Source organism: Minwuia sp., assembly GCF_048263705.1.
Lineage (GTDB): Bacteria > Pseudomonadota > Alphaproteobacteria > Minwuiales > Minwuiaceae > Minwuia.
On sequence record NZ_JBLXDV010000002.1, the window covers coordinates 422,857 to 442,852 of the forward strand.

Sequence of the window (19,996 nt, forward strand, 5' to 3'; positions counted from 1 at the left end):
ATGAACACAGAAGGCATTCTTGCAGGCCGCCGCGGTCTGATCATGGGGGTCGCCAACGACCATTCGATCGCCTGGGCCATCGCCAAGGCATGCCACGATGCGGGCGCGACGCTGGGCTTCACCTATCAGGGCGATGCAATGCTGAAGCGGGTGAAGCCGCTGGCGGATTCGCTCGGGTCCGACTTCCTGGAACCCTGCGACGTCGCCGCCGACGGCGATCAGGCGCGGGTGTTCGAGCGGGTCGGCAACGAATGGGATCGCCTCGACTTCGTGCTGCATGCCATCGCCTTCTCCGACAAGAACGAACTGAAGGGCCGCTACGTCGATACGACGGCGGCCAACTTCGAGCGGACGATGGCCATCAGCTGCTATTCCTTCACAGAGACGGCGCGCTGCGCGGCACCGCTGATGAAGGACGGCGGCAGCCTGCTGACCCTCAGCTTCTCGGGCGCCGAGCGCTGGATGCCCAGCTACAACGTCATGGGCGTCGCCAAGGCCGCGCTTGAAACCAGCGTACAGTATCTGGCCGTCGATCTGGGCAACGACAACATCCGGGTCAACGCGATCTCGGCCGGCCCGATGCGCACGGTGTCCGGCGCAGCCGTCGGCGATGCGCGCTACGTCTTCGGCTATGCCCGCGACCATGCCCCGCTGATGCGCGCGATCACGCACGAGGATGTCGGCGGTGCCGGCGTCTACTTCCTGTCGGACCTGTCATCGGGCGTGACGGGCGAGGTGCACCATGTCGATGCGGGCTTCAATGTCATCGGCATGATGAATCCGCACCAGCTCGACAAGGACTGAGGCCTATTCGGCGACGGTCTTGCCCTTGAAGCGGCAGACATCGCTGACGATGCAGGCCGGACAGTCGGGCTTGCGCGCCTTGCAGACATAACGCCCGTGCAGGATCAGCCAGTGATGCGCGTGCAGCAGGTAGGCGGGCGGAATCCGTTTCAGCAGCTTCTTCTCGACTTCCAGCGGGGTCTTGCCCTTCGCCAGACCGGTCCGGTTCGATACCCGGAACAGGTGCGTATCGACCGCGATCGTGGGCTGCCCGAAAAAGATGTTGAGCACGACGTTGGCCGTCTTGCGCCCGACCCCGGCCAGCGCCTCCAGTGACTCACGGTCGTCGGGCACCTGTCCGTCGTGGTTCTCCAGCAACTGCTCGCTGAGACGGATGACGTTCTTCGCCTTGTTCTTGTAGAGACCGATCGTCTTGATGTACGCACGCACCCGATCCTCGCCCAGCGCGAGCATCTTCTCCGGCGTGTCGGCCACCGCGAACAGCGGCCCCGTCGCCTTGTTGACCCCGACGTCGGTCGCCTGCGCCGACAGCACCACGGCGACAAGCAGCGTGTAGGCATTGGAATAGTTCAGTTCGCCAACGGGTTCGGGGTTCGCGGCCTGAAGCCGGGCGAAGAAAATCTCGCGTTCTGCCTTGTTCATGGCGCCATATGGCAGGCTGATCGCTCAGTTTTCAACCACATTGACCGCAAGCTTGCGCAGGCTGCTTTCCCAGCCTTCACCATGCGAGACCGCATTGTCGGCCTCGGGCAGACGTTCATGCGTCAGGATCAGTTCCGTACCATCGCCGTCGACCGCGAAATCGAAGCTGACGGTCGTCTCCACCCCGCTGGCGTCGGCCATCAGCCAGAGCCAGGTCATGACGATGCGGCGGCCCTCGGCGATTTCCAGAAACCGCCCCTTCAGCGGAAATTCCCGCCCGTCGTCGGCGATCATCACCAGCGCATAGGCACCGCCTTCGCGAAATTCGAACGTGTCCAGCCGCGTGCTTGTGCCCTCCGGCCCGAACCAGTCGGCCAGCCGGGCCGGGTCCGAAAACGCGCGCCAGACCTGAGAGAGCGGAGCGTCGAACCGACGGACGATGCGGCACCGCCAGGCGTCGCCTTCCGCGCTGATGTCGGGTGCGGCGGTATCAGCCATCCTGTCCGGCCTTCTCGGTCGCCAGCATGCTGTCCAGCCGGTCGAGACCGGCATTCCAGAACCGCGTCTGCTGCGCGATCCAGGCGTGAGCGCTTTCGGCACCGTCGGGATTCAGGCGGCACCGTTTGGTGCGGCCGTCGCGCCGGCGTGTCACCAGTCCCGCCTGTTCCAGCACATTGAGATGCTTGGTGATCGCCGGCATCGACATATCGAAGGGCGCGGCCAGTTCCGAGACGGTGGCCTCTCCCTGCCCCAGCCGCACGAGAATCGCGCGCCGGGTGCGATCGGAGAGCGCACCGAAGACGCGATCCAGGGTCTGCACTTGATTAACCATTCGGTTAAGATAGTAACCTGACCGCAAACTGCAAGCCGCCTCAAACGGTCAGGGCAGCGGCGGCACACCCATGATCGTGCTGTGGGCCATGAGGATCAGGACGAAAGCCGCGACACCGATGGCCAGACGCCACCATTTGAGTTCGGCAATCGACAAGCGGTTGCGTCCCTGAAGGATCGCCAGGAAGGGGATGATCGAGGTGACCGCCTCGAAGCGGTTCCACTCGCTGCCCAGACGCCTGCTGGTCTTATGGTCGATCAGCACGGTGCCGACCGCCGCCAGCAATCCGAGTCCACCGAAGAAGACTATGGCCCGCATTTCGCCCCGCACCAGCAGATGCGCGCTCGACCACAGCACGACCGATACCAGAAACGGATGCCGGGTGATTCTGAGGAACCCGGTTGCAGGGTCGCCGCCGCGCTTGACCTTGCCGCCGACCGAGGCCGGATTGGCGCCGATCAGGCCGCCAATACCCAGCACCAGCGCGACAAACATGATCAGGGCCGACACGTACTGAATCTTGCCCGCATGATACCAGACGAACCCGCCGCTCGGCGACGCGTTGAACGCCGCGATCATCCAGATCAGCGCGGCCAGCGACACGATCGAGAACAGACCAAGATAGGCGCGTTCGCCGACCGCCTGCACGACGGGGCCGCGCAGGGCGCTGGCCGGTACGATGTGAATCAGCAGAAACGCCAGCGTCGCGATGACGAGATGGCTGAATTCCCCGGTCATGCTTCAATCACTCCTGTTTCGGCGTTTGATCCTGCTCCAGATAGGTCTCGATGCGCTGTCGCGCCAGAGGATGCCCTGATCGTTCCGCCGCTTCCAGCCAGAAAATACCGGCCTCCAGATCCTTTTCCGTACCGCGTCCGGTCGCCAGGTGATTGCCCAGCATGTACTGCGCGTCGGGGTGCCCCTGTTCGGCGGCACGCGCGTACCAGGCCACGGCAACCGTTTCGCTGGCGGCACCGCCGATCCCGCGCGCACGCCAGACGCCAAGCTGGAACTGCGCCTCGGAAAGCCCGGTCTGGGCCGCCTCGGTCATCAGATCGACCGCCTTTTCCTCGCTTTTCGGAACCAGTCCGCCTTTCAGGTGCATCTGGCCCAGTGCCATCTTGGCCTGCGGCAGATCCTGCTTGGCCGCACGGTTCAGCCAGATCATGGCCTGCCCCGGATCAGGCTGACCGTAGAAGTCCGTCAGATACAGCACGGCCAGATGGTACTGACCCAGGGCGTTCCCGCTGGTCGCGGCCTTGCGGAACAGCTTCTCCGCCTTCTCCGGAGATTTCTCGCCGCCGACGCCTTCGAACATGTAGACGCCAAGCGCCGCCTGCGCGGGCGGATATCCCTGCGCTGCCGCAAGCTGGAACATCGAACGTGCGCGTTTCGCGTCCGGCGTCGCGATGCCGAAACCGTTCGCCATGATCGTGCCCAGCCGGAACTGCGCCTTCGGCACCCCCGCATCGGCCCCCATGGCCAGCGCCTGAAGGGCGATCTCGAAGTCCCGTGCGTCGCCCTGCATGTCCATCAGCAGGACGCCGAGTTCCGCCGCAGCCTCGGCAGAGCCGCCTTCCATGGCCTTTTCGAACCAGTACCGCGCCTGCGCCGGGTCATGGTCGGCGTGCGTTTCCTGCAGATAGTGATAGCCGAGTCGGAGCTGGGCGCGCGTGTCGCCGTTCTGTGCCTGGCTCCAGACCTCGGGCGGCGTTTCGGCGGCCAGCGGGGGCGGAGCCGACACCATCAGGCCGGCCAGCAGCCCGGCCACCAGCGTCAGTCGTCGGAGATTGCCGCGCGTCCAGCGCGTGTCAGACGGCAGACCAGCCAGTCCGGTTTGATGGGATTGTCGAACCATGGTTCGGCCCAGCCTTTCTCGATACAGGCGCGGACGGTGCGCGCTGATACGGCCTGTCCCTCGGCGTCGAACAGCGGCAGCTTCCCGCCGGGCTGCGTCAGGCCCCGTTTCAGGTAAGTCATCTGGGCCGCCGTCGGCACCCCCGATGATGTTTCTGCTTCCCCACCTCGCATCACGACGCGGAAGCTAGAGCTTTCGGACGCACGATTGAAGCGAAATCTGGAAACACGCCGACCTCGGGCCCGCCCCGAAACGCGACGGGATGGAACCGTTGATCGCGTCGCGTCCCCGCCTATTCGACCATCCGGGAAAACCGGCTGATCGCGGACAGCATGGCATCGGGCTGGTCGCGATGGGGCGCATGACCGCAGGCCGGAAGAACCAGCGTTTCATGCGGGCCGGAAACTCCGGCGGCGATGCCCTCCACCTGGGCCAGCGTGCCGTATTCGTCGTCGCTTCCCTGCACGATCAGGATCGGCACATCGATCCCGGGCAGAAACGTCTCGAGATTCCAGTCGGCAAAACCCGGACTAAGCCAGGCTTCCGACCATCCGCGAAAGGCGCAGTCGGTATTGGTGCCGTGATAGCGCGCCAGCGCCTCCCGCAGCTTGCCGGTATCGAATGCCGACCGTGCCTGATTGATCGCGGCGGCATTGATCGGCTCGCCGAATATGTGCGCCGCGATGGTGACCAGCCCGCGCAGTTCCGCCCGCGGACCCGAGCCCGCATAGATCAGCGCGATGGATCCGCCGTCGGAATGGCCGACCAGAACATGCGCCCCGATCCCCAGCGCCGCCAGCAGTTCCGGCAGCACGTCGCGCGCTTCGTCGTGCATGTAGGTGACCGGCCTCGGCAGGGCGCAGGGCGATGAGCCGCCATAACCGTACCGGCTGTAGGCGAGCACACGCCGTCCCAGCCTCTCGGCCAGGCGCTCGGGGAAATCGCGCCAGAGCGCCACGCATCCGAGTCCCTCATGCAGCAGCACATAGACCGGCAGCTCCGCATCGACCGCCGCCGGTCCATACCAGCGGTACTCGACGGTGCCACCCGCCAGATCAACGGACTGGATATCGCGCACCCGCCTGTCTCAGCTTCTCAGCTTGAAGCGCTGGGTCTTGCCCGTCGCCGTCTTCGGCAATTCATCCACGAACTGAATCCAGCGCGGATATTTGTACGGGGCGAGCCGCTCTTTCACGAAGGTCTTCAGTTCCGCCTCCAGATCGGCATCCCCCGAGTGGCCGTCCGCCAGCAGCACGAACGCCTCGGGCTTGATCAGTTCATCCTCGTCGGCACGGCCGACGATCGCGGCCTCGATCACCGCCGGATGCGCGGCCAGCGCCGATTCCACCTCGAACGGCGAGACCCAGATGCCCCCGACCTTCAGCATGTCATCGGACCGGCCCTGATAGACGTAGTAGCCTTCGTCATCGACCAGATACTTGTCGCCGGTGCGGGTCCAGGGTCCGTGGAACGTGTCCAGGCTCTTCTCGCGGTTGTTCCAGTAGGCAATGGCCGATGACGGACCGGACACCCACAGGTCGCCAATCTCTCCGTCCTTCACCGGCTCGCCGGATTCATCCGTCAGCTTCATTTCATAGCCGGGGACGGGTTTGCCCGTGGTGCCGTATTTCACGTCGTCGGGCCGGTTGGACAGGAAGATGTGCAGCATCTCGGTCGATCCGATGCCGTCGACGATGGGCACGCCGAACCGTTCGTTCCAGCGGTCGCCGACGTCACGGGGCAGGGCTTCCCCCGCCGATACGCAGACCCGCAGCGCCGCATCGTGGCTGACCGGCTTCACTTGCGGGTCCGCCAGCATGGCTGCGAACAGGGTCGGCACGCCGAAGAACAGGCTGGGGTCGTGGTCGGTGAAGCGTTGCATGATCGCTGCGGGCGTGGGCCGCTCCGCCATCAGAATGGCTGTCGATCCGGCATACAGCGGAAAGGTCATGCCGTTGCCCAGCCCGTAGGCGAAGAACAGCTTCGCGGCGGAGAACACCCGATCCTCACCGGTCATGCCCAGCACCTGATGCCCGACGAGGACCGCCGTGTTGACCATGTCGGAGTGGATGTGGATCGCCCCCTTGGGCCGCCCGGTCGAGCCGGAGCTGTAAAGCCAGAAACAGGGTTCGTCGGCAACGGTATCTGCCGTGGCCAGCTTGGCATCGGCCTGCGCCATCATGGCGGAAAGATGCGGGTGAGTTCCTGTATCCGCTCCCGAGACGATGACGTCGGGCCGCTGCGCCATGGCGGACATGGCTTCTTCCAGGGTGGGCAGCAGGGCATCCGACACGAACAGGGCGCGGGCGCGCGAATCCTGCAGCATGTAGCTGTAGTCGGAAGGCGTCAGCAGCGTGTTGACCGGCACGGGCACGATCCCCGCCTTGATCGCGCCGAAGAACAGGGCCGGGAAATCGATGGTATCCAGCATCACCATCATGATGCGGTCTTCGGGGCGAAGCCCCATGTCCAGCAGGGCATTGCCCGCCCGGGCGACCCGTTCGGCCAGTTCCGCGAATGTCACCTGTTCGCGATCGTCGATGAACGCGATCCGGTCTCCGCGTCCTTCGGCGATGTTGCGGTCGATGAAGTCCGAGGCGGCGTTGTAGCTGCGCGGCACGCGCACCGCCGGCGGAGTGCTGCTCCAGTCGACTTCCGAAAACTGTGTCATTCCGTTCCCCCCAACGACCGCGATTCAGGCCGCCTGCTGATCGCTTTCCAGCAGACCGAGCCAGCCCTTGACCCATTCGACGCCGGTGTCTTCCGGCATTTCGGTGCCGCTTGCGTCATGTGCATGACGTTCGCCGATCTGACGGGCACCCAGTTCCTTCAGCACTTTCTCGAAACGCTCGCCGCCATGATTGAACGTGTCCGCATAGGTAGCGTCGCCCAGCCCGAAAATGCCGAAGCGCACACCGCTCAGATCGGGCCGCTCTTCCGTCAGCGCCTCGAAGAAATCCAGCGCATTGTCCGGCACCTCGCCCTGACCGTATGTTGACGTCACGATCAGATAAACCGGATCACGGTCGTCGAAGGCGGTGGCGTCCAGATCATCCATCAGCCGGATATCGACGTCATGGTCCCCCGCCTCCTCGATGGCGGCCTGCATGTCCTCGGCAACCATTTCCGCCGTGCCGGTCATGGTCCCGACAAGGATCACAATAGAATCGGACACAGGTTACCTCCGGTTTGCTGAGACATTCCGGCTATCCAGATAGGGCATTCGCAGCTTGGACGCCAGAAAAAATGCAGTATACTGCATAAATGACCGTCACTTCGACATCCGAACCCCCCATCGAAACGGCAGCATCGTTCCTCGGGCAGGTCGGCGACCGCGTCCGCGCGGCCCGCGCGCGACACGGCATGACGCGCAAGGATCTCGCGCGGCATTCCGGCGTTTCCGAACGGCATCTCGCCCAGTTGGAATCCGGCAAGGGCAACATCTCGATCGTGCTTCTCCGGCAGGTCGCGGCGGCACTGTCGACATCTCCGGGGGACCTGCTGGACGACGCGCGGGATCTCGTACCGGAAAAACGCATGCTCTCGGTCATGCTGGATCAACTGGACGCCGCACAGGTCCGCGAGGCCCGGCAACTGATCGAGGAACGCTTCATCCGCGACACCCGCCGCCACGACAGGGTCGCCCTGATCGGATTGCGCGGGGCGGGCAAGTCCACCGTGGGACACGCCCTGGCGGCACAGACCGGTCGGCCCTTCATTGAACTGGCCGACGACATCGAACGGTTGGGCGGCCTGGAACTGAACGAGATCTTCGAGTTTGCCGGCCAGGCCGGTTTCAGGCGTCTCGAACGCGATGCGCTGCGGCACAGGTTGGACAGCGATCAGACGTTTGTGATGGCGACGGGCGGCGGCATCGTCTCCGATCCGGCAACATTTCAGCTGCTGCTGGGCGGATGCTACACGATCTGGCTGAAGGCGGATCCGGACACGCACATGTCCCGCGTGATCGCGCAGGGAGATCAGCGCCCGATGGCCGGCAACCGCCAGGCCATGCAGGATCTGAAACGCATTCTGGAAAGCCGCGCGCCGCTCTATTCGCAGGCGGATCTGACAATCGACACGTCGGATCGCACGCCGCAATCCATTGTCGAGGAGATCCGGCAGCACTGGCGGCGCGCCGGTTCGTGAGCCCGCGCGGCGCGCGCTTCTGAAATCCAGAGTTGAACGGGCCCGGCCCGAACTGTCGCAATTTGCGACAAATGGCCTATTTCGGCTTCGGATTGGAACAATTCGCGAGGAATCCTGTTACGACGACGGACGGCAGGCGGGCAAAACCTGCCGAAAACCGACCCCGGGCTATCCGCAAGAACCGCGCAGGAGGCCGAGCTGTTGCATTTGGGATACAAATCTGTGCCTCGCACACCATATCCGCAACAGTGGCCCGGTGATTGCTAATGAGGCCCCAGGAGTTTGACGATCCTGCACGGATCGTTTGTGCGTGAACCTGAAGAAACAGAAACTGGCGAAAGCCGGGGAGTATGAGACCATGATCAAGGCCGTAAGAACCACGTTGATTTCCATCGCCGCCCTGTCCGTTTTCGGTCTGGGCGTGGCGAATGCCGACATCAAGCAGGGCGACAAGCTGTATGCCGAGGGCAACTACAAGGACGCCCTGCAGCAGTATGTGGACGCCGGTGGCGAAGGTGATGTCGAAGCGACGTTCCGCGCCGCGCAGATGTTCGAGAAGGGTGAAGGCACCGGTGAGCCCCGCTACGAGAAGGCCGTGGCCTGGTATCAGGTGGCTGCACGGGCCGGCCACCTTGGCGCGCTGCATCAGCTGTCCGACATGTTTGCAGAGGGCCGCGGCGTTGACGCCGACAAGGTTCAGGCGTGGACGCTGCTGAACATCGCTGCGAACCGCGGCGATGCCGAGGCCGCCAAGAAGCGCGATGCGCTGGCCGCCGATCTGCGCCCCGGACAGCTTGCCGCCGGTGAACGCCGCACGCAGAAGCTCGCGCCGAAATACCAGGGTTCCTGAACGAACCTGACAGGCCGGGGCCTCCCGCTCCGGTCATGAACGCATGCCAGACCTCCCGGAGCGATCCGGGGGGTCTGTCTGTGTTTGCGCCACAGGGAACGCCGGGTCAAAAGTCCATCGGTCGGGCCGGCAGATCGTATCCGCGACCGTCTGCCGGTGAGGCCTCCGGTACCGCAGAGGCTTCCCCGGAATCACGCTGCGGAACGCCGACCACACAATCCTGAGGCAATATGACGGTGACGGAGACTCCGTTACCGGGCACGGTGTCGATCCGGATCGAGCCGCCATGCATGGCCGCCAGTTCACGTGCCATGGTCAGGCCGAGTCCAATCCCCTTCGCGTTCGCGAAGGCCGGATCGGCAACGCCCTCGAAGGGTTGCAGAATACGTTTCAGTTCGTGTCGTGGAATGCCGACACCGTCGTCCGAAATGATGATGCGTAGCTGATCCCGATCCATCACGGTCGAGACACGGGCGGTGCTGCCCGGTCCGGCGTGCCGTACGGCGTTGCTGACCAGATTGCCGATGATCTGTCGAAAGGCACGGCGATCGAAGGCGAGCAGCGGCCAGTCCGCCGTCTCGTCGATCCAGAGGCTGACACCGTCCTCTTCCGCCTCGGGCGCGAACAGTCCGATCGCCCGCCTGATTTCCACCAGGCTGTCGACGGTCTCGCGCTGCAGGATCTTCTTGCCGGCATCCAGTTCCGCCATGCCGATCATGTTCTCGATGATGTTCATCAGCTGCTCGGCACTGACATGAATGCTGGCGCTGTACTCGCGATACTTGCGGTTGTTGATCGGCCCGAAGATCTCCGCATTCATCATCTCGGAAAAGCCGACGATGGCGTTCATCGGTGTTCTGAGTTCATGGCTGACATTCGCCATGATCCGCGATTTCGTTTCAGCAGCATGTTCGGCGACGGCACGCGCGCGGGACAGCTGACGATTGCGCTGATCGGCAAGGTCAAGGGTACGACGGAGCCGCTGCATCAGGGCGAGCAGGAGCAGCGCGACCGCCACCAGACCGATGACCAGAAGCGCTGCCGGAATCAGGATTCCGTTTTCCCGATTGATCAGGTCGCTGAACGAGGGCAGCAGGGGCGGCAGGCCGATGGAGATCACCTGAACACCGCGGATATCGCCAACCTTCCAGTCGGTCCGCGGTGAATCGGGATGCGCGTTGTGGCACGAGACGCACCCCTTCCCCATCGAGACGGGTTGCGCGAGGCTGAGCACCGAGCGACCCGACCCCTGATCTTCTCGCATCTGAACGAACCGGTCGGCGCGCTTGTCCACCAGAATGTCCAGCGCCTCGATCTCGAAGCTGTTGCGCGGACCGCCGTCATCGCGGGTCCTGAAGGGATAATTGCTGTAGAATCTGAAGCTGCCCGGCTTGATGGTGTCATTCATCCAGACACCCAGCTCGATGGTCATGGTCGCCGGCGGCGGGATCGCGCCCTCGATCTGATGGTAGTTGGCCGATATCGGCGTTTCACTCTTCCTGGCACCGCCGACGACGACCGCCGTGTAATAGTCGCGCACGACCGTCAGCATGGCGGAATAGGACCGCGCACTTTCCAGCGTCGTTCGATATCTGAGATCGTCCAGCACCAGGAACGCCAGCACGGCGGACATCGCCAGGCCGCACGCCAGGAACAGGCCCGCCGTCACCGCGGGCCTCCGCGTGATCCTGTTCGCCAAACGGGCAAACCGGTTCGGCGTCCTGCTGTTTTCCACTGTGGCCTCGACGTCCCTCATGCGCGCGTATCATCAGCCTGACTCGTTAAATTTGCGTATGCCCCTTCACATGATCCGGTTTCGCGGCGAAGCTTGCTCCAGGCGACGGAACCGGCAGGGAGAAACGTGTGACCGGGACACTGAAACGACCGCTGCTGGGGGCCATCGCCGACGACATGACCGGCGCCACGGACCTGGCCCTGATGCTGGCCAAAGGCGGGATGAAGGTGGTGCAGGTCATCGGACCGGACGCGGTATCGCGCGCGCCGCACGACACCGATGCCATCGTGGTCGCCATGAAATCCCGCACCAACCCGCCCGAGGAAGCCGTCGCCATGTCCCTCCAGGCCGCCGCGGCGCTGAAGGAAAGAGGCAGCCGGCAGATCCTGTTCAAATACTGCTCGACCTTCGATTCGACCGATCAGGGCAACATCGGGCCGGTCGCGGATGCGTTGCTCGATCACCTGGACACGCCCGTCGCCGTCGCCTGTCCGGCCTTCCCCGCAGCAGGCCGCACGATCTATCACGGCCACCTGTTCGTGAACGGCCGGTTACTGTCAGAATCGGGCATGCAGCATCATCCCCTGACCCCGATGACGGATCCTGATCTCGTGCGTGTGCTTTCCCGGCAGAGCCGCAACGCGGTCGGCCTGATCCCGCTGGAGGTCGTCGCGCGGGGGACGGACGCCATACGGGAAGGCCTCGCAACCCTCGCCGCGCAGGGAAAGCGGCTGGTCATTGTCGATGCGGTCTCGGATGCGGACCTGCGCACGATCGGTCACGCACTGAACGATGCGCGACTGATCACGGGCGGATCCGGGATTGCGCTCGGCCTGCCCGACAACTTCCGCGATGCCTCGGGCGGTGGTGCCGATTCGCCCGCGCCGCCGCCGGCCGTATCCGGGCCCGCGGCCATCTTGTCCGGCAGCTGTTCGCAGGCCACCAACCAGCAGGTCGATCGCGCCCGCAAGGCGGGCCTTCCGGCTTTCCGGGTCCGGCCCGAGGACATCTCCTCGGCGGACGAGACCGTTGCCCGACTGATGGACTGGGTCGCCGGTCAGCCGCCGGAGACACCGATCCTGATCCACGCCACCGATACGCCGGAAAATGTGCAGGCGTCGCAGGTGGCGCTGGGGCGCGATGCCGCCGGCGCACTGGTCGAGCAGGTCATGGGAAAGGCCGCCGTCGCGCTGGTCGGGCGGGGTTTCAGGCGGCTGATCGTGGCCGGCGGCGAGACCTCCGGTGCCGTCATCGCGGCGCTGTCGGTGCGGGCCCTGCGCATCGGGCCGGAGATCGCGCCCGGTGTGCCATGGACCACCACCATCGGCGATCCGGAACTGGCGCTGGCGCTCAAGTCAGGCAATTTCGGCGGGCCTGATTTCTTTGCCGACGCGCTGGCGATGCTGGACGAATAGGCCGCTTTCGATGTCGGCAACGCAACCGGTGCAGACACTTGCTGGAATGCCGGCGCAACGGGCCGATGCGATTGAAGGATTTCATCCGCAGAGGTTCCGCACTAGGCTGACCGCGACCATCACCATCTGCCGGATTCCCTGCCATGATCGATGACCCGCCGCTGATCAAGCTGAAGCGAACGACCCAACGACCGACGAAGGCTCAACTGACCGCCCTGCGCGGCACGCCGACCGGCTTCGTCGTGGACGCGATGGACGGACGCGGCGCGCTGGCGCACACGATCAAGCCGGTGATCCCGGATCAGTCTGACTTCTGTGGCGTGGCGGTCACCTGCCATGCCGGTCCGGCCGACAATCTGGCTGTGCTTGCGGCACTGCCGAAGCTGCATCCCGACGATGTGCTGGTCTGTGGCACGGACGCGTTCATGGAAACCGCCGTGGTCGGCGATCTGGTGCTGCAGATGGCGAAGAACCGGGGTGCGGTCGCGCTGGTGACGGATGGCTGCGTGCGCGACACACCCGGCATCCGGGACGTCGGACTGCCGTGCTTTGCCGCAGGTGTGACACCGAATTCCCCTGCCAAGAACGGGCCGGGGACCGTCAACATGACGGTCAGCCTGGGCAGCGTGCCCATCGCCGCAGGTGATATTCTGGTCGGAGATGTCGATGGCGTCGTGGTCGTACCTTTCGCGATGATCGACCAGGTGATCGCACGGCTGGAGGACGTCCGGGCCAAGGAGGCCGAGATGCTGTCGGCGGTGAACGGCGGCATGGGCGTGCCGGGCCACATTGACGACCTTTACGACAGCGGTCGTGTCGAAGAGATCGACTGACCGCCACACCGGCCATTTGGGAGAACATCCGTTGAGCAGGGTAAGAGAAGACGGCGACAGGGTTTTCGTGCCCGTGGACATGATGATTTCACTCGGCACCGCGATTTTCGAAGCGGCCGGCTCCGCGCCGGAGGAGGCGAAGACCATCATCACCCGTCTGGCCGGGGCCAATCTGCGCGGCCATGACAGTCACGGCGTGATCCGCATCCCGCGTTATGTCCAATGGGCGGCGGACGGCATTCAGGTGCCGAACCAGAAACTGAAGGTCCTGTCCGATCAGCCGGGACTGGCCATCGTCGACGGTCAGTACGGGTTCGGGCAGACCATCGGGGAACAGGCGGTCGATATCGGCATCGCCAAGGCCCGGCAGCAGGGCGTGGCCATGGTGGCGCTGCGCAATTCCGGTCACATCGGGCGGATCGGCGACTGGGCCGAGCGCGCGGCGGATGCGGGCCTTGTATCGGTGCATATGGTCAATGTGCGCGGCTCGCTGCTGGTCGCCCCTTTCGGCGGCATCAGCCGGCGCAGCAGCACCAATCCGTTCTGCATTGGCGCGCCGGTGGCGGGACAGCCGCACCTGGTGCTGGATTTCGCGACCTCGCTGGTGGCAGAGGGCAAGGCGCTGGTCGCACTGAAGGGCGGCAAGCCGCTGCCCGGCGGCGCGATCGTCGACGGCGACGGTACCATCACGTCTGACCCCCGGCCCCTGTACGGTCCAAGTGGCGACAGCATCTATCCCGATCCTTCCCAGGGCCCTGGTGCCCTGCGCTCCTTCGGCGATCACAAGGGGTTCGGCATGAACTTCATGATGGAGATCATGGCCGGTGCCCTGACCGGCTCCGGCACCGCAGGCAAGCTGGACGAGCCGGAGCGGCGGCGGTTCTGCAACGGCATGTTGTCGATCTACATCGATCTGCAGGCCTTGGACGGTACGCCGCGTGAGATGAGCGACAGCTTCGCCAGCGAGGTGCTCGACTATGTCGCCTTCGTGAAATCCGCGACACCGACCGAACCGGGGGGCGAAGTCCTGATACCGGGCGAGCCTGAGCGGCGCCTGATGGCCGAGCGGACGCAAAGCGGATTGCCGCTGGCCAGGCAGGCGTGGGAAGATATCCTGACCACGGCGAAGGCCAAGGGCGTCGAGCCGCAATCCCATGTGCATTGACCACAACCCGACAAGGCCGTGACGTGGAAGAAAATCAGGAAACAGAAGTGGACCTCGATATCGATCAGACGCTTGAGTGGCTGAACGAAAAGGCCGACCTCGCGGGAGATGCGCTGTCGAGCGCCGGGCTCTACTATGAGGCCCTGATCATCGTCGCCGGTGTGCTGGTGGCCTGGGGCCTTTCGAGCCTGATCCGGAACCGCCTGCCTGTGTTCGCCAAGGAACCGCCGGCGTCGGAACGGTTCGACGTGCGGGGCGCGCTGTACCGTGCCGGCACGCTTGTTTTTCCGATCATGTGCGTGCTGGTGTTCGGTGCCGCCACCATCCTGTCCGACCGGCTGCTGGGCGAGAACTGGCTGGTCCGGATCGCGCAGGGCGTGTCGGTCGTCCAGTTGATCTACCGCTTCGGCACGCACCTGCTGCACAGCGAGACCGCCCGCTCCCTGCTGACGTGGATCGGCCTGCCGATCGCGCTGCTTTACGTGTTCGGCTGGCTGGACGACGTGACCACACAACTGGATTCGGTGGGTTTCGAATTCGGCAACATCCAGTTCTCGGCCTACACCATCGCCCGGACCATCGTGTTCGGCGCCGTGCTGTTCTGGCTGGGCCGTGTGTCGAACACGACGGGACAGCGGGTCATCCGCAAGCAGCAGAAGCTGGACACCTCGACCAAGGAAGTCATCGCGAAGCTGTTCCAGATCGCCCTGTTCGTGCTGATCTTCGTGCTGCTGCTTCAGGTCATGGGCATCGACGTCACGACGCTGGTGGTCTTCGGCGGCGCGATCGGTGTCGGCCTCGGCTTCGGGCTGCAGCAGATCGCCGCGAACTTCATCTCCGGCATCATCATCCTGCTCGACCGGTCGATCACGATCGACGATTACATCGAACTGGAGGACGGGCGGGCCGGCACCCTGCGCGAACTGAACATGCGCTTCGCCATCCTGCAGACCTTCGACGGCAAGGACATCATGGTGCCGAACGAGCAGTTCATCACCACCGCCTTCACCAACTGGACCCACCACAACAAGAAGCAGCGCTACGCGATCAACTTCGATGTCGCCTACGAGACCGATCTGGAGGCCATGTTCCCGATCATCCGCGACATCGTGGCCAGTCACCCGCGCGTGCTGTCGGGTGACGATCTGCCCCTGTCGGAACGGCCGGATGCTGAGATCCAGGCATTCGCCGACAGCGGCATCACCATCCTGGTGGAATTCTGGATGGAAGGCATCGACGACGGCGACAACCGCGTCGGCGCGGACCTGCTGATGATGATCTGGACGGCGCTGAAGGAGAACGGCATCACCATTCCCTTCCCGCAGCGCGAGGTTCGCGTTCTGGGCGACCAGGGCTTTCCAGAGAAGAAATGACCATCCGCCGCGCCATCATCTTCCTGGCGCTGGGCGAGACCATTGTCTGGGCGGGCATGTACTACCTTTTCCCGGCGCTGCTGCTGCGGTGGGAAGCCGCCGAGGGCTGGTCCAAGACGACCCTGACCGCCGCCTTTGCCGGTGCGGTCATCGTTTCGGGGCTTGTCGCGCCTTTCATGGGACGGCTGATTGATCGCGGCATCGGCCCACAGGTGATGACCGGCGCGGCCCTGTTCGGTGCCGTGCTGCTCGCGCTGCTGCCGCTGGCAGGATCGATCTGGACCTTCGCCCTGATCTGGCTGTTCATCGGTGTGGCGATGGGCGCGACCCTCTACGAACCCTGCTTTGCGATGATCACACGCACCCGCGGACTTCAGGCGCGGCGGGCGATCACGCTGGTCACCCTGGTCGCGGGTCTGGCGGGCACACTTTCGTTTCCGCTGAACCACCTGGTGGCCGAAGCGATGGGCTGGCGCGCCGCCACGCTCACCTTCGCCGGGCTGATCGCGTTCGTCGGCGCGCCGCTGCTGTGGTTCGGCGCGTCGCACCTTGAGCGCGGCTTCACCGCCACCCGTACGGTACAGCCCGAAGACGCCGCGCAGGACCGGGGCGCCCTGCACGCCGCCCTGCGCTCGCCCGTCTTCTGGGGGCTGGCGACAGGCTTTGCGCTGCTGGGCGTCAACCACGGGGTCATCATCGGCCACCTGCTGCCGATTTTGAACGACAGGGGTGTCGCCGCGGAAACCGCGGTACTCGCCGCATCAATGATCGGCCCGATGCAGGTCGCCGGACGGCTGGCCATGATGGCCGCCGAGCGGCACGTCAGCAGCCACACGATCACGATCGCCTGCTTCGTCGCGGTCGCCGCCGCCGCCGCAAGCCTGTACGCAGCCGCGTTCGCGCCGACCCTGATCGTGGCCTTCGTCATCCTGCAGGGGGCCGGATATGGCGTGGTCAGCATCATGCGCCCGGTTGCCCTGCGCGAAATGATGGGCGAGCGCAGCTTCGGCGCGATCAGCGGCGCGATGGCCGTCCCCTACCTGATCTCGGCCGCCCTCGCGCCCTTCATGGGATCGCTGCTGTGGACCGTCGGCGGATACGACCTCGTGCTCTACTGCGTCCTCGGGCTCTGTCTGATCGGCTTCCTGGCGTACAGGATGGCCGTCGTCTACAGCCCCTCGAACAACGCCGTCGACAGGTAGCGCTCGGCGAAGCTCGGCAGGATCACCACGATGGTCTTGCCCACCATGCTCGGCCTTTCAGCCACCTCGATGGCGGCGGCGACGGCGGCACCGGACGAGATCCCGACCGGGATTCCTTCCATGCGGGCCAGCTTGCGCGCCATCTCGAAGGCGGTTTCATTGCCGATGGTAAGCACCTCGTCCACAACCGAGCGGTCCAGATTGTCCGGCACGAAACCGGCACCGATGCCCTGGATCTTGTGCGGCCCCGGATCACCGCCCGACAGGATCGGGCTGTCCTCGGGCTCGACGGCAACCATGTGCACATCGGGCTTGCGCTCCTTCAGAACCCGCCCGATGCCGGTGATCGTGCCGCCCGTGCCGACGCCGGAGATCACGACATCGACCTTGCCGTCGGTGTCCGCCCAGATTTCCTCGGCGGTCGTCTTCACATGGATCTCGGGGTTGGCCGGGTTCGAGAACTGTTGCGGCATCACCGCGTCGGGCGTGTCTTCCAGCAGTTCCTTCGCCCGCGCGATCGCGCCCGGCATGCCCTTGGCCGGCGGAGTCAGTTCCAGCTCGGCACCCAGCAGGCGCAGCATCTTGCGCCGCTCCATCGACATGCTTTCCGGCATCACCAGGGTCAGCGGATACCCTTTCGCCGCCGCCACGAAGGCCAGCGCGATGCCCGTGTTGCCCGACGTCGGCTCGATGATCTTCCCGCCGGGCTTCAGGGTCCCGTCGGCTTCCATGGCCTCGATCATGGCGACGCCGATACGATCCTTCACGGACGCCAGCGGATTGAAGAACTCCAGCTTCGCCAGTATCTCCGCGCCGTCGGCCACGCCCTCGGCGACCCGGTTCAGCCGCACCAGCGGCGTCGATCCGATCGTATCGGCGATGGTGTCGTAGATTCTGCCGCGTGGCGGTGTGAAACGCTCGTTGTTCGACATGGTATCCTCCCTCGGAAGCAGGATGTCCTGCTAGATTGTAAAGTCGCGCGCCCTCGCGGCGGCCTTGGCCACGCCGGCCGTCTCGGCACGGCGACACAGATCCTCCAGCGTGATCTGGGTCAGCCGTTCCATGATCTCAAGCTGTATCTCGTGCCACAGCGGCCTGACCACATGCAGGCCCAGGTCCGATCCGCCCTCGTCCACCTCGTCGTCTATGGCAATGACGGAGACGATATCGGCGACACTGATGCGGCGGCGCTCGCGCGCCAGGGTGTAGCCGCCACGCGGCCCCCGCACGCCTTTCAGGATTCCCGCCCGCACCAGTTGCTGCATCGCCTGTTCCAGATAGCGCGGCGGGATGTTCTGCCGGGCCGTGATGTCCTTGGACTGCACCGGGTCGGGCCGCGCGTTGTAGGCCACGTCCAGCACCGCATCCAGCGCGTACATGGTCTTCTTCGGCAACCGCAGGACGTCATCGTTCATGCTCGACCTCCCGTCGATCCGAAGCCGCCGCCCGCCCGGACGGTCTCATCCAGATGATCCGTCTCGATCCAGTCCAGGCGTGAGACCGGGGCGAGCACGAGCTGGGCCACGCGATCGCCACGCCGGATATCGAAGGGGGTGTCGGACAGATTGATCAGCACCACCCTAACCTCGCCCCGATAGTCGCTGTCGATGGTGCCCGGACTGTTCAGCACGGTCACGCCGTGCTTCAGCGCCAGCCCGGAGCGCGGACGTACCTGGGCCTCGTAGCCGTCCGGCAGCGCAATCGACAGTCCGGTCGGCACCAGCGCCCGCGCGTTCGGCACGAGCGACAGGGGCCGTTCAACCGCAGCCCGCAGGTCCATGCCCGCCGCGCCCGCGCTCTCATAGGCGGGCAGCGGCAGGTCCGCGCCATGCGGCAGGCGCCGGACTGTCACGCTGATGCTCATTCGCCGCCATGCCCGAAATACCAGGCGACGCGCTCGGCCAGCCGCTCGGCGACCTCGGTTTTCGCCATCGGCGGCCAGCTCTCGGGTTCGGCGGCGGAAATCAGGGTCACGGCATTGCGGTCGCCCCCGAAGGTGCCGGTGGCGGGACTGACGTCATTGGCGACGATCCAGTCGCAACTCTTCTTCGCGCGCTTGGCCGTCGCATACTCGACGACGTTCTGTGTCTCCGCCGCAAAGCCGATCACCAGTCGGGGGCGCTGTTGCGCGTGCCCCGACAGGCCGGCCAGGATGTCCGGGTTCTCGGCCAGTTTCAGGTCGGGCAGCGCCTGTCCGGCCTGCTTCTTCAGCTTCTGGCCGGCGGCATCGACGCGCCAGTCGGCGACCGCCGCAGCGCAGATCGCGATGTCCGCAGGCAACGCCGATTCGCAGGCATCGCGCATCTGCAGCGCGGTTTCGACCCGGACGACATCCACGCCGACGGGATCCGCGAGCGCTGTCGGGCCGCTGACCAGCGTCACGCGCGCGCCGAGACTTCTGAGCGCCGCCGCGATGGCATGCCCCTGCTTTCCCGACGACCGGTTGGCGATGTAGCGCACGGGATCGATCGGTTCGTGGGTCGGTCCGCTGGTCACCAGCGCGTGCAGGCCCTTCAGGGGGCCCTGGCCGAAGTGCCGTTCCAGCGCGGCCACGATCTCCATCGGCTCTGCCATGCGGCCCGGTCCGAACTCGCCGCAGGCCATGCTGCCCTCGTTCGGCCCGACGACCGAAACGCCGTCGGCCTGGAGTTGCGCCAGATTCCGCTGCGTCGCCGGATGCAGCCACATGCGCACGTTCATGGCGGGCGCGATCATCACCGGCTTGTCCGTCGCCATCAGCACCGTGGTCGCCAGTTCGTCGGCCATGCCGGACACCATCCGGGCCATCAGATTCGCCGTCGCGGGCGCGACCACCACAATGTCCGCCTGCCGCGAAAGCTGGATATGTCCCATCTCGGCTTCGTCCGTCAGGTCGAAGAGTTCGGTGAAGACCTTCTCTTCCGACAGGGCCGAGAGCGCCAGCGGGGTGACGAATTCAGCGGCGGCGCGGGTCATCACCGGGCACACGCTGGCACCCCGCTCCCGCAGCCGGCGGATCAGGTCAGGCACCTTCACGGCAGCGATCCCGCCGCCGACCACCAGCAGGACGCGCTTTCCGGCCAGAGCCGCTGAGACAGTTTCGTCGCCCATGATGAATTACCTTAAAATACGCCGTGCCCGTGTGGTTAGCCTAGTATT

At 65.1% G+C, this 19,996-nt stretch carries 22 protein-coding genes; 8 read left to right on the forward strand and 14 right to left on the reverse strand.

The window, feature by feature from the left end:
* The gene (locus ACN0X7_RS04435; RefSeq protein WP_417514521.1) at positions 1-804 is read left to right on the forward strand and encodes an enoyl-ACP reductase FabI; all 804 of its coding nucleotides are present in this window, start codon (positions 1-3) and stop codon (positions 802-804) included.
* 3 nt (positions 805-807) lie between these two features.
* On the opposite strand, the gene nth is transcribed toward ACN0X7_RS04435, so the two are convergent.
* The 9 genes from nth to ACN0X7_RS04480 all read right to left on the reverse strand — a co-directional run bounded on the left by nth (position 808) and on the right by ACN0X7_RS04480 (position 7,311).
* Complete coding sequence (gene nth, locus ACN0X7_RS04440; protein ID WP_417514523.1) at positions 808-1,446, reverse strand: endonuclease III; 639 nt, start codon at positions 1,444-1,446, stop codon at positions 808-810.
* Positions 1,447-1,470: 24 nt separating this feature from the next.
* Positions 1,471-1,944: an SRPBCC family protein gene (locus ACN0X7_RS04445; protein WP_417514525.1), complete on the reverse strand. Its 474-nt coding sequence runs from the start codon at positions 1,942-1,944 to the stop codon at positions 1,471-1,473.
* Entirely contained in the window at positions 1,937-2,266 is a 330-nt protein-coding gene (locus ACN0X7_RS04450) for an ArsR/SmtB family transcription factor (RefSeq protein WP_417514528.1), read from the reverse strand. The genes ACN0X7_RS04445 and ACN0X7_RS04450 overlap by 8 nt, the downstream gene beginning before the upstream one ends.
* Positions 2,267-2,326: 60 nt before the next feature.
* A complete protein-coding gene (locus tag ACN0X7_RS04455; protein WP_417514530.1) occupies positions 2,327-3,016 on the reverse strand; it encodes an NnrU family protein in 690 nt (229 codons plus the stop codon).
* A 7-nt stretch (positions 3,017-3,023) separates the two neighbouring features.
* The gene (locus ACN0X7_RS04460; protein WP_417514532.1) at positions 3,024-4,049 is read right to left on the reverse strand and encodes an SEL1-like repeat protein; all 1,026 of its coding nucleotides are present in this window, start codon (positions 4,047-4,049) and stop codon (positions 3,024-3,026) included.
* 5 nt (positions 4,050-4,054) lie between these two features.
* Positions 4,055-4,309 carry a hypothetical protein gene (locus ACN0X7_RS04465; protein WP_417514672.1) on the reverse strand — a complete coding sequence of 85 codons (255 nt, stop codon included), beginning with the start codon at positions 4,307-4,309 and terminating at the stop codon, positions 4,055-4,057.
* A 119-nt stretch (positions 4,310-4,428) separates the two neighbouring features.
* A complete protein-coding gene (locus ACN0X7_RS04470; protein WP_417514534.1) occupies positions 4,429-5,214 on the reverse strand; it encodes an alpha/beta fold hydrolase in 786 nt (261 codons plus the stop codon).
* Positions 5,215-5,223: 9 nt separating this feature from the next.
* Positions 5,224-6,807: a benzoate-CoA ligase family protein gene (locus tag ACN0X7_RS04475; protein ID WP_417514536.1), complete on the reverse strand. Its 1,584-nt coding sequence runs from the start codon at positions 6,805-6,807 to the stop codon at positions 5,224-5,226.
* A gap of 24 nt (positions 6,808-6,831) precedes the next feature.
* Positions 6,832-7,311 (reverse strand): flavodoxin domain-containing protein, encoded by a 480-nt coding sequence (locus ACN0X7_RS04480; protein ID WP_417514538.1) that lies wholly within the window; start codon positions 7,309-7,311, stop codon positions 6,832-6,834.
* Positions 7,312-7,400: 89 nt separating this feature from the next.
* Here ACN0X7_RS04480 and ACN0X7_RS04485 point away from each other — a divergent pair, with 89 nt between their 5' ends.
* Complete coding sequence (locus ACN0X7_RS04485; RefSeq protein ID WP_417514540.1) at positions 7,401-8,285, forward strand: helix-turn-helix transcriptional regulator; 885 nt, start codon at positions 7,401-7,403, stop codon at positions 8,283-8,285.
* A 310-nt stretch (positions 8,286-8,595) separates the two neighbouring features.
* Positions 8,596-9,135 carry a tetratricopeptide repeat protein gene (locus ACN0X7_RS04490; RefSeq protein ID WP_417514542.1) on the forward strand — a complete coding sequence of 180 codons (540 nt, stop codon included), beginning with the start codon at positions 8,596-8,598 and terminating at the stop codon, positions 9,133-9,135.
* A 106-nt stretch (positions 9,136-9,241) separates the two neighbouring features.
* On the opposite strand, the gene ACN0X7_RS04495 is transcribed toward ACN0X7_RS04490, so the two are convergent.
* Positions 9,242-10,804, reverse strand: coding sequence for an ATP-binding protein (locus ACN0X7_RS04495; protein ID WP_417514544.1), 1,563 nt, complete (start codon positions 10,802-10,804; stop codon positions 9,242-9,244).
* 194 nt (positions 10,805-10,998) lie between these two features.
* On the opposite strand from ACN0X7_RS04495, the gene otnK reads away from it, so the two are divergent.
* From otnK to ACN0X7_RS04520, 5 genes are all read left to right on the forward strand, one after another.
* The gene (gene otnK / locus ACN0X7_RS04500; protein WP_417514546.1) at positions 10,999-12,285 is read left to right on the forward strand and encodes a 3-oxo-tetronate kinase; all 1,287 of its coding nucleotides are present in this window, start codon (positions 10,999-11,001) and stop codon (positions 12,283-12,285) included.
* Between the two features lie 143 nt (positions 12,286-12,428).
* On the forward strand, positions 12,429-13,118 hold the full coding sequence (locus ACN0X7_RS04505) for an RraA family protein (RefSeq protein WP_417514548.1): 690 nt from the start codon (positions 12,429-12,431) through the stop codon (positions 13,116-13,118).
* Between the two features lie 79 nt (positions 13,119-13,197).
* Positions 13,198-14,283, forward strand: a complete 1,086-nt coding sequence (locus ACN0X7_RS04510) for an Ldh family oxidoreductase (RefSeq protein WP_417514674.1) — start codon at positions 13,198-13,200, stop codon at positions 14,281-14,283.
* A 47-nt stretch (positions 14,284-14,330) separates the two neighbouring features.
* Entirely contained in the window at positions 14,331-15,656 is a 1,326-nt protein-coding gene (locus ACN0X7_RS04515) for a mechanosensitive ion channel family protein (protein WP_417514550.1), read from the forward strand.
* Positions 15,653-16,858: an MFS transporter gene (locus tag ACN0X7_RS04520; protein ID WP_417514552.1), complete on the forward strand. Its 1,206-nt coding sequence runs from the start codon at positions 15,653-15,655 to the stop codon at positions 16,856-16,858. The genes ACN0X7_RS04515 and ACN0X7_RS04520 overlap by 4 nt, the downstream gene beginning before the upstream one ends.
* On the opposite strand, the gene cysK is transcribed toward ACN0X7_RS04520, so the two are convergent.
* From cysK to coaBC, 4 genes are read right to left on the reverse strand one after another with little or no spacing between them, the layout of a single operon-like run.
* Entirely contained in the window at positions 16,825-17,790 is a 966-nt protein-coding gene (gene cysK / locus ACN0X7_RS04525) for a cysteine synthase A (protein WP_417514554.1), read from the reverse strand. The genes ACN0X7_RS04520 and cysK overlap by 34 nt on opposite strands.
* A gap of 30 nt (positions 17,791-17,820) precedes the next feature.
* Positions 17,821-18,273 (reverse strand): RrF2 family transcriptional regulator, encoded by a 453-nt coding sequence (locus ACN0X7_RS04530; RefSeq protein WP_417514556.1) that lies wholly within the window; start codon positions 18,271-18,273, stop codon positions 17,821-17,823.
* On the reverse strand, positions 18,270-18,722 hold the full coding sequence (gene dut, locus ACN0X7_RS04535; protein WP_417514558.1) for a dUTP diphosphatase: 453 nt from the start codon (positions 18,720-18,722) through the stop codon (positions 18,270-18,272). The genes ACN0X7_RS04530 and dut overlap by 4 nt, the downstream gene beginning before the upstream one ends.
* A complete protein-coding gene (gene coaBC, locus ACN0X7_RS04540; protein ID WP_417514560.1) occupies positions 18,719-19,948 on the reverse strand; it encodes a bifunctional phosphopantothenoylcysteine decarboxylase/phosphopantothenate--cysteine ligase CoaBC in 1,230 nt (409 codons plus the stop codon). Before coaBC ends, dut begins: the two co-directional genes overlap by 4 nt.
* Between the last annotated feature and the right edge of the window lie 48 nt (positions 19,949-19,996).

Excerpts from the sequence above, each read along its gene's own strand:
- ACN0X7_RS04435 (WP_417514521.1), top strand. The coding sequence starts at position 1 with ATGAACACAGAAGGCATTCTTGCAGGCCGCCGCGGTCTGATCATGGGG.
- nth (WP_417514523.1), bottom strand. The coding sequence starts at position 1,446 with ATGAACAAGGCAGAACGCGAGATTTTCTTCGCCCGGCTTCAGGCCGCG.
- ACN0X7_RS04445 (WP_417514525.1), bottom strand. The coding sequence starts at position 1,944 with ATGGCTGATACCGCCGCACCCGACATCAGCGCGGAAGGCGACGCCTGG.
- ACN0X7_RS04455 (WP_417514530.1), bottom strand. The coding sequence starts at position 3,016 with ATGACCGGGGAATTCAGCCATCTCGTCATCGCGACGCTGGCGTTTCTG.
- ACN0X7_RS04465 (WP_417514672.1), bottom strand. The coding sequence starts at position 4,309 with ATGCGAGGTGGGGAAGCAGAAACATCATCGGGGGTGCCGACGGCGGCC.
- ACN0X7_RS04475 (WP_417514536.1), bottom strand. The coding sequence starts at position 6,807 with ATGACACAGTTTTCGGAAGTCGACTGGAGCAGCACTCCGCCGGCGGTG.
- ACN0X7_RS04485 (WP_417514540.1), top strand. The coding sequence starts at position 7,401 with ATGACCGTCACTTCGACATCCGAACCCCCCATCGAAACGGCAGCATCG.
- ACN0X7_RS04505 (WP_417514548.1), top strand. The coding sequence starts at position 12,429 with ATGATCGATGACCCGCCGCTGATCAAGCTGAAGCGAACGACCCAACGA.
- ACN0X7_RS04510 (WP_417514674.1), top strand. The coding sequence starts at position 13,198 with ATGATGATTTCACTCGGCACCGCGATTTTCGAAGCGGCCGGCTCCGCG.
- ACN0X7_RS04520 (WP_417514552.1), top strand. The coding sequence starts at position 15,653 with ATGACCATCCGCCGCGCCATCATCTTCCTGGCGCTGGGCGAGACCATT.
- cysK (WP_417514554.1), bottom strand. The coding sequence starts at position 17,790 with ATGTCGAACAACGAGCGTTTCACACCGCCACGCGGCAGAATCTACGAC.
- ACN0X7_RS04530 (WP_417514556.1), bottom strand. The coding sequence starts at position 18,273 with ATGAACGATGACGTCCTGCGGTTGCCGAAGAAGACCATGTACGCGCTG.
- dut (WP_417514558.1), bottom strand. The coding sequence starts at position 18,722 with ATGAGCATCAGCGTGACAGTCCGGCGCCTGCCGCATGGCGCGGACCTG.
- coaBC (WP_417514560.1), bottom strand. The coding sequence starts at position 19,948 with ATGGGCGACGAAACTGTCTCAGCGGCTCTGGCCGGAAAGCGCGTCCTG.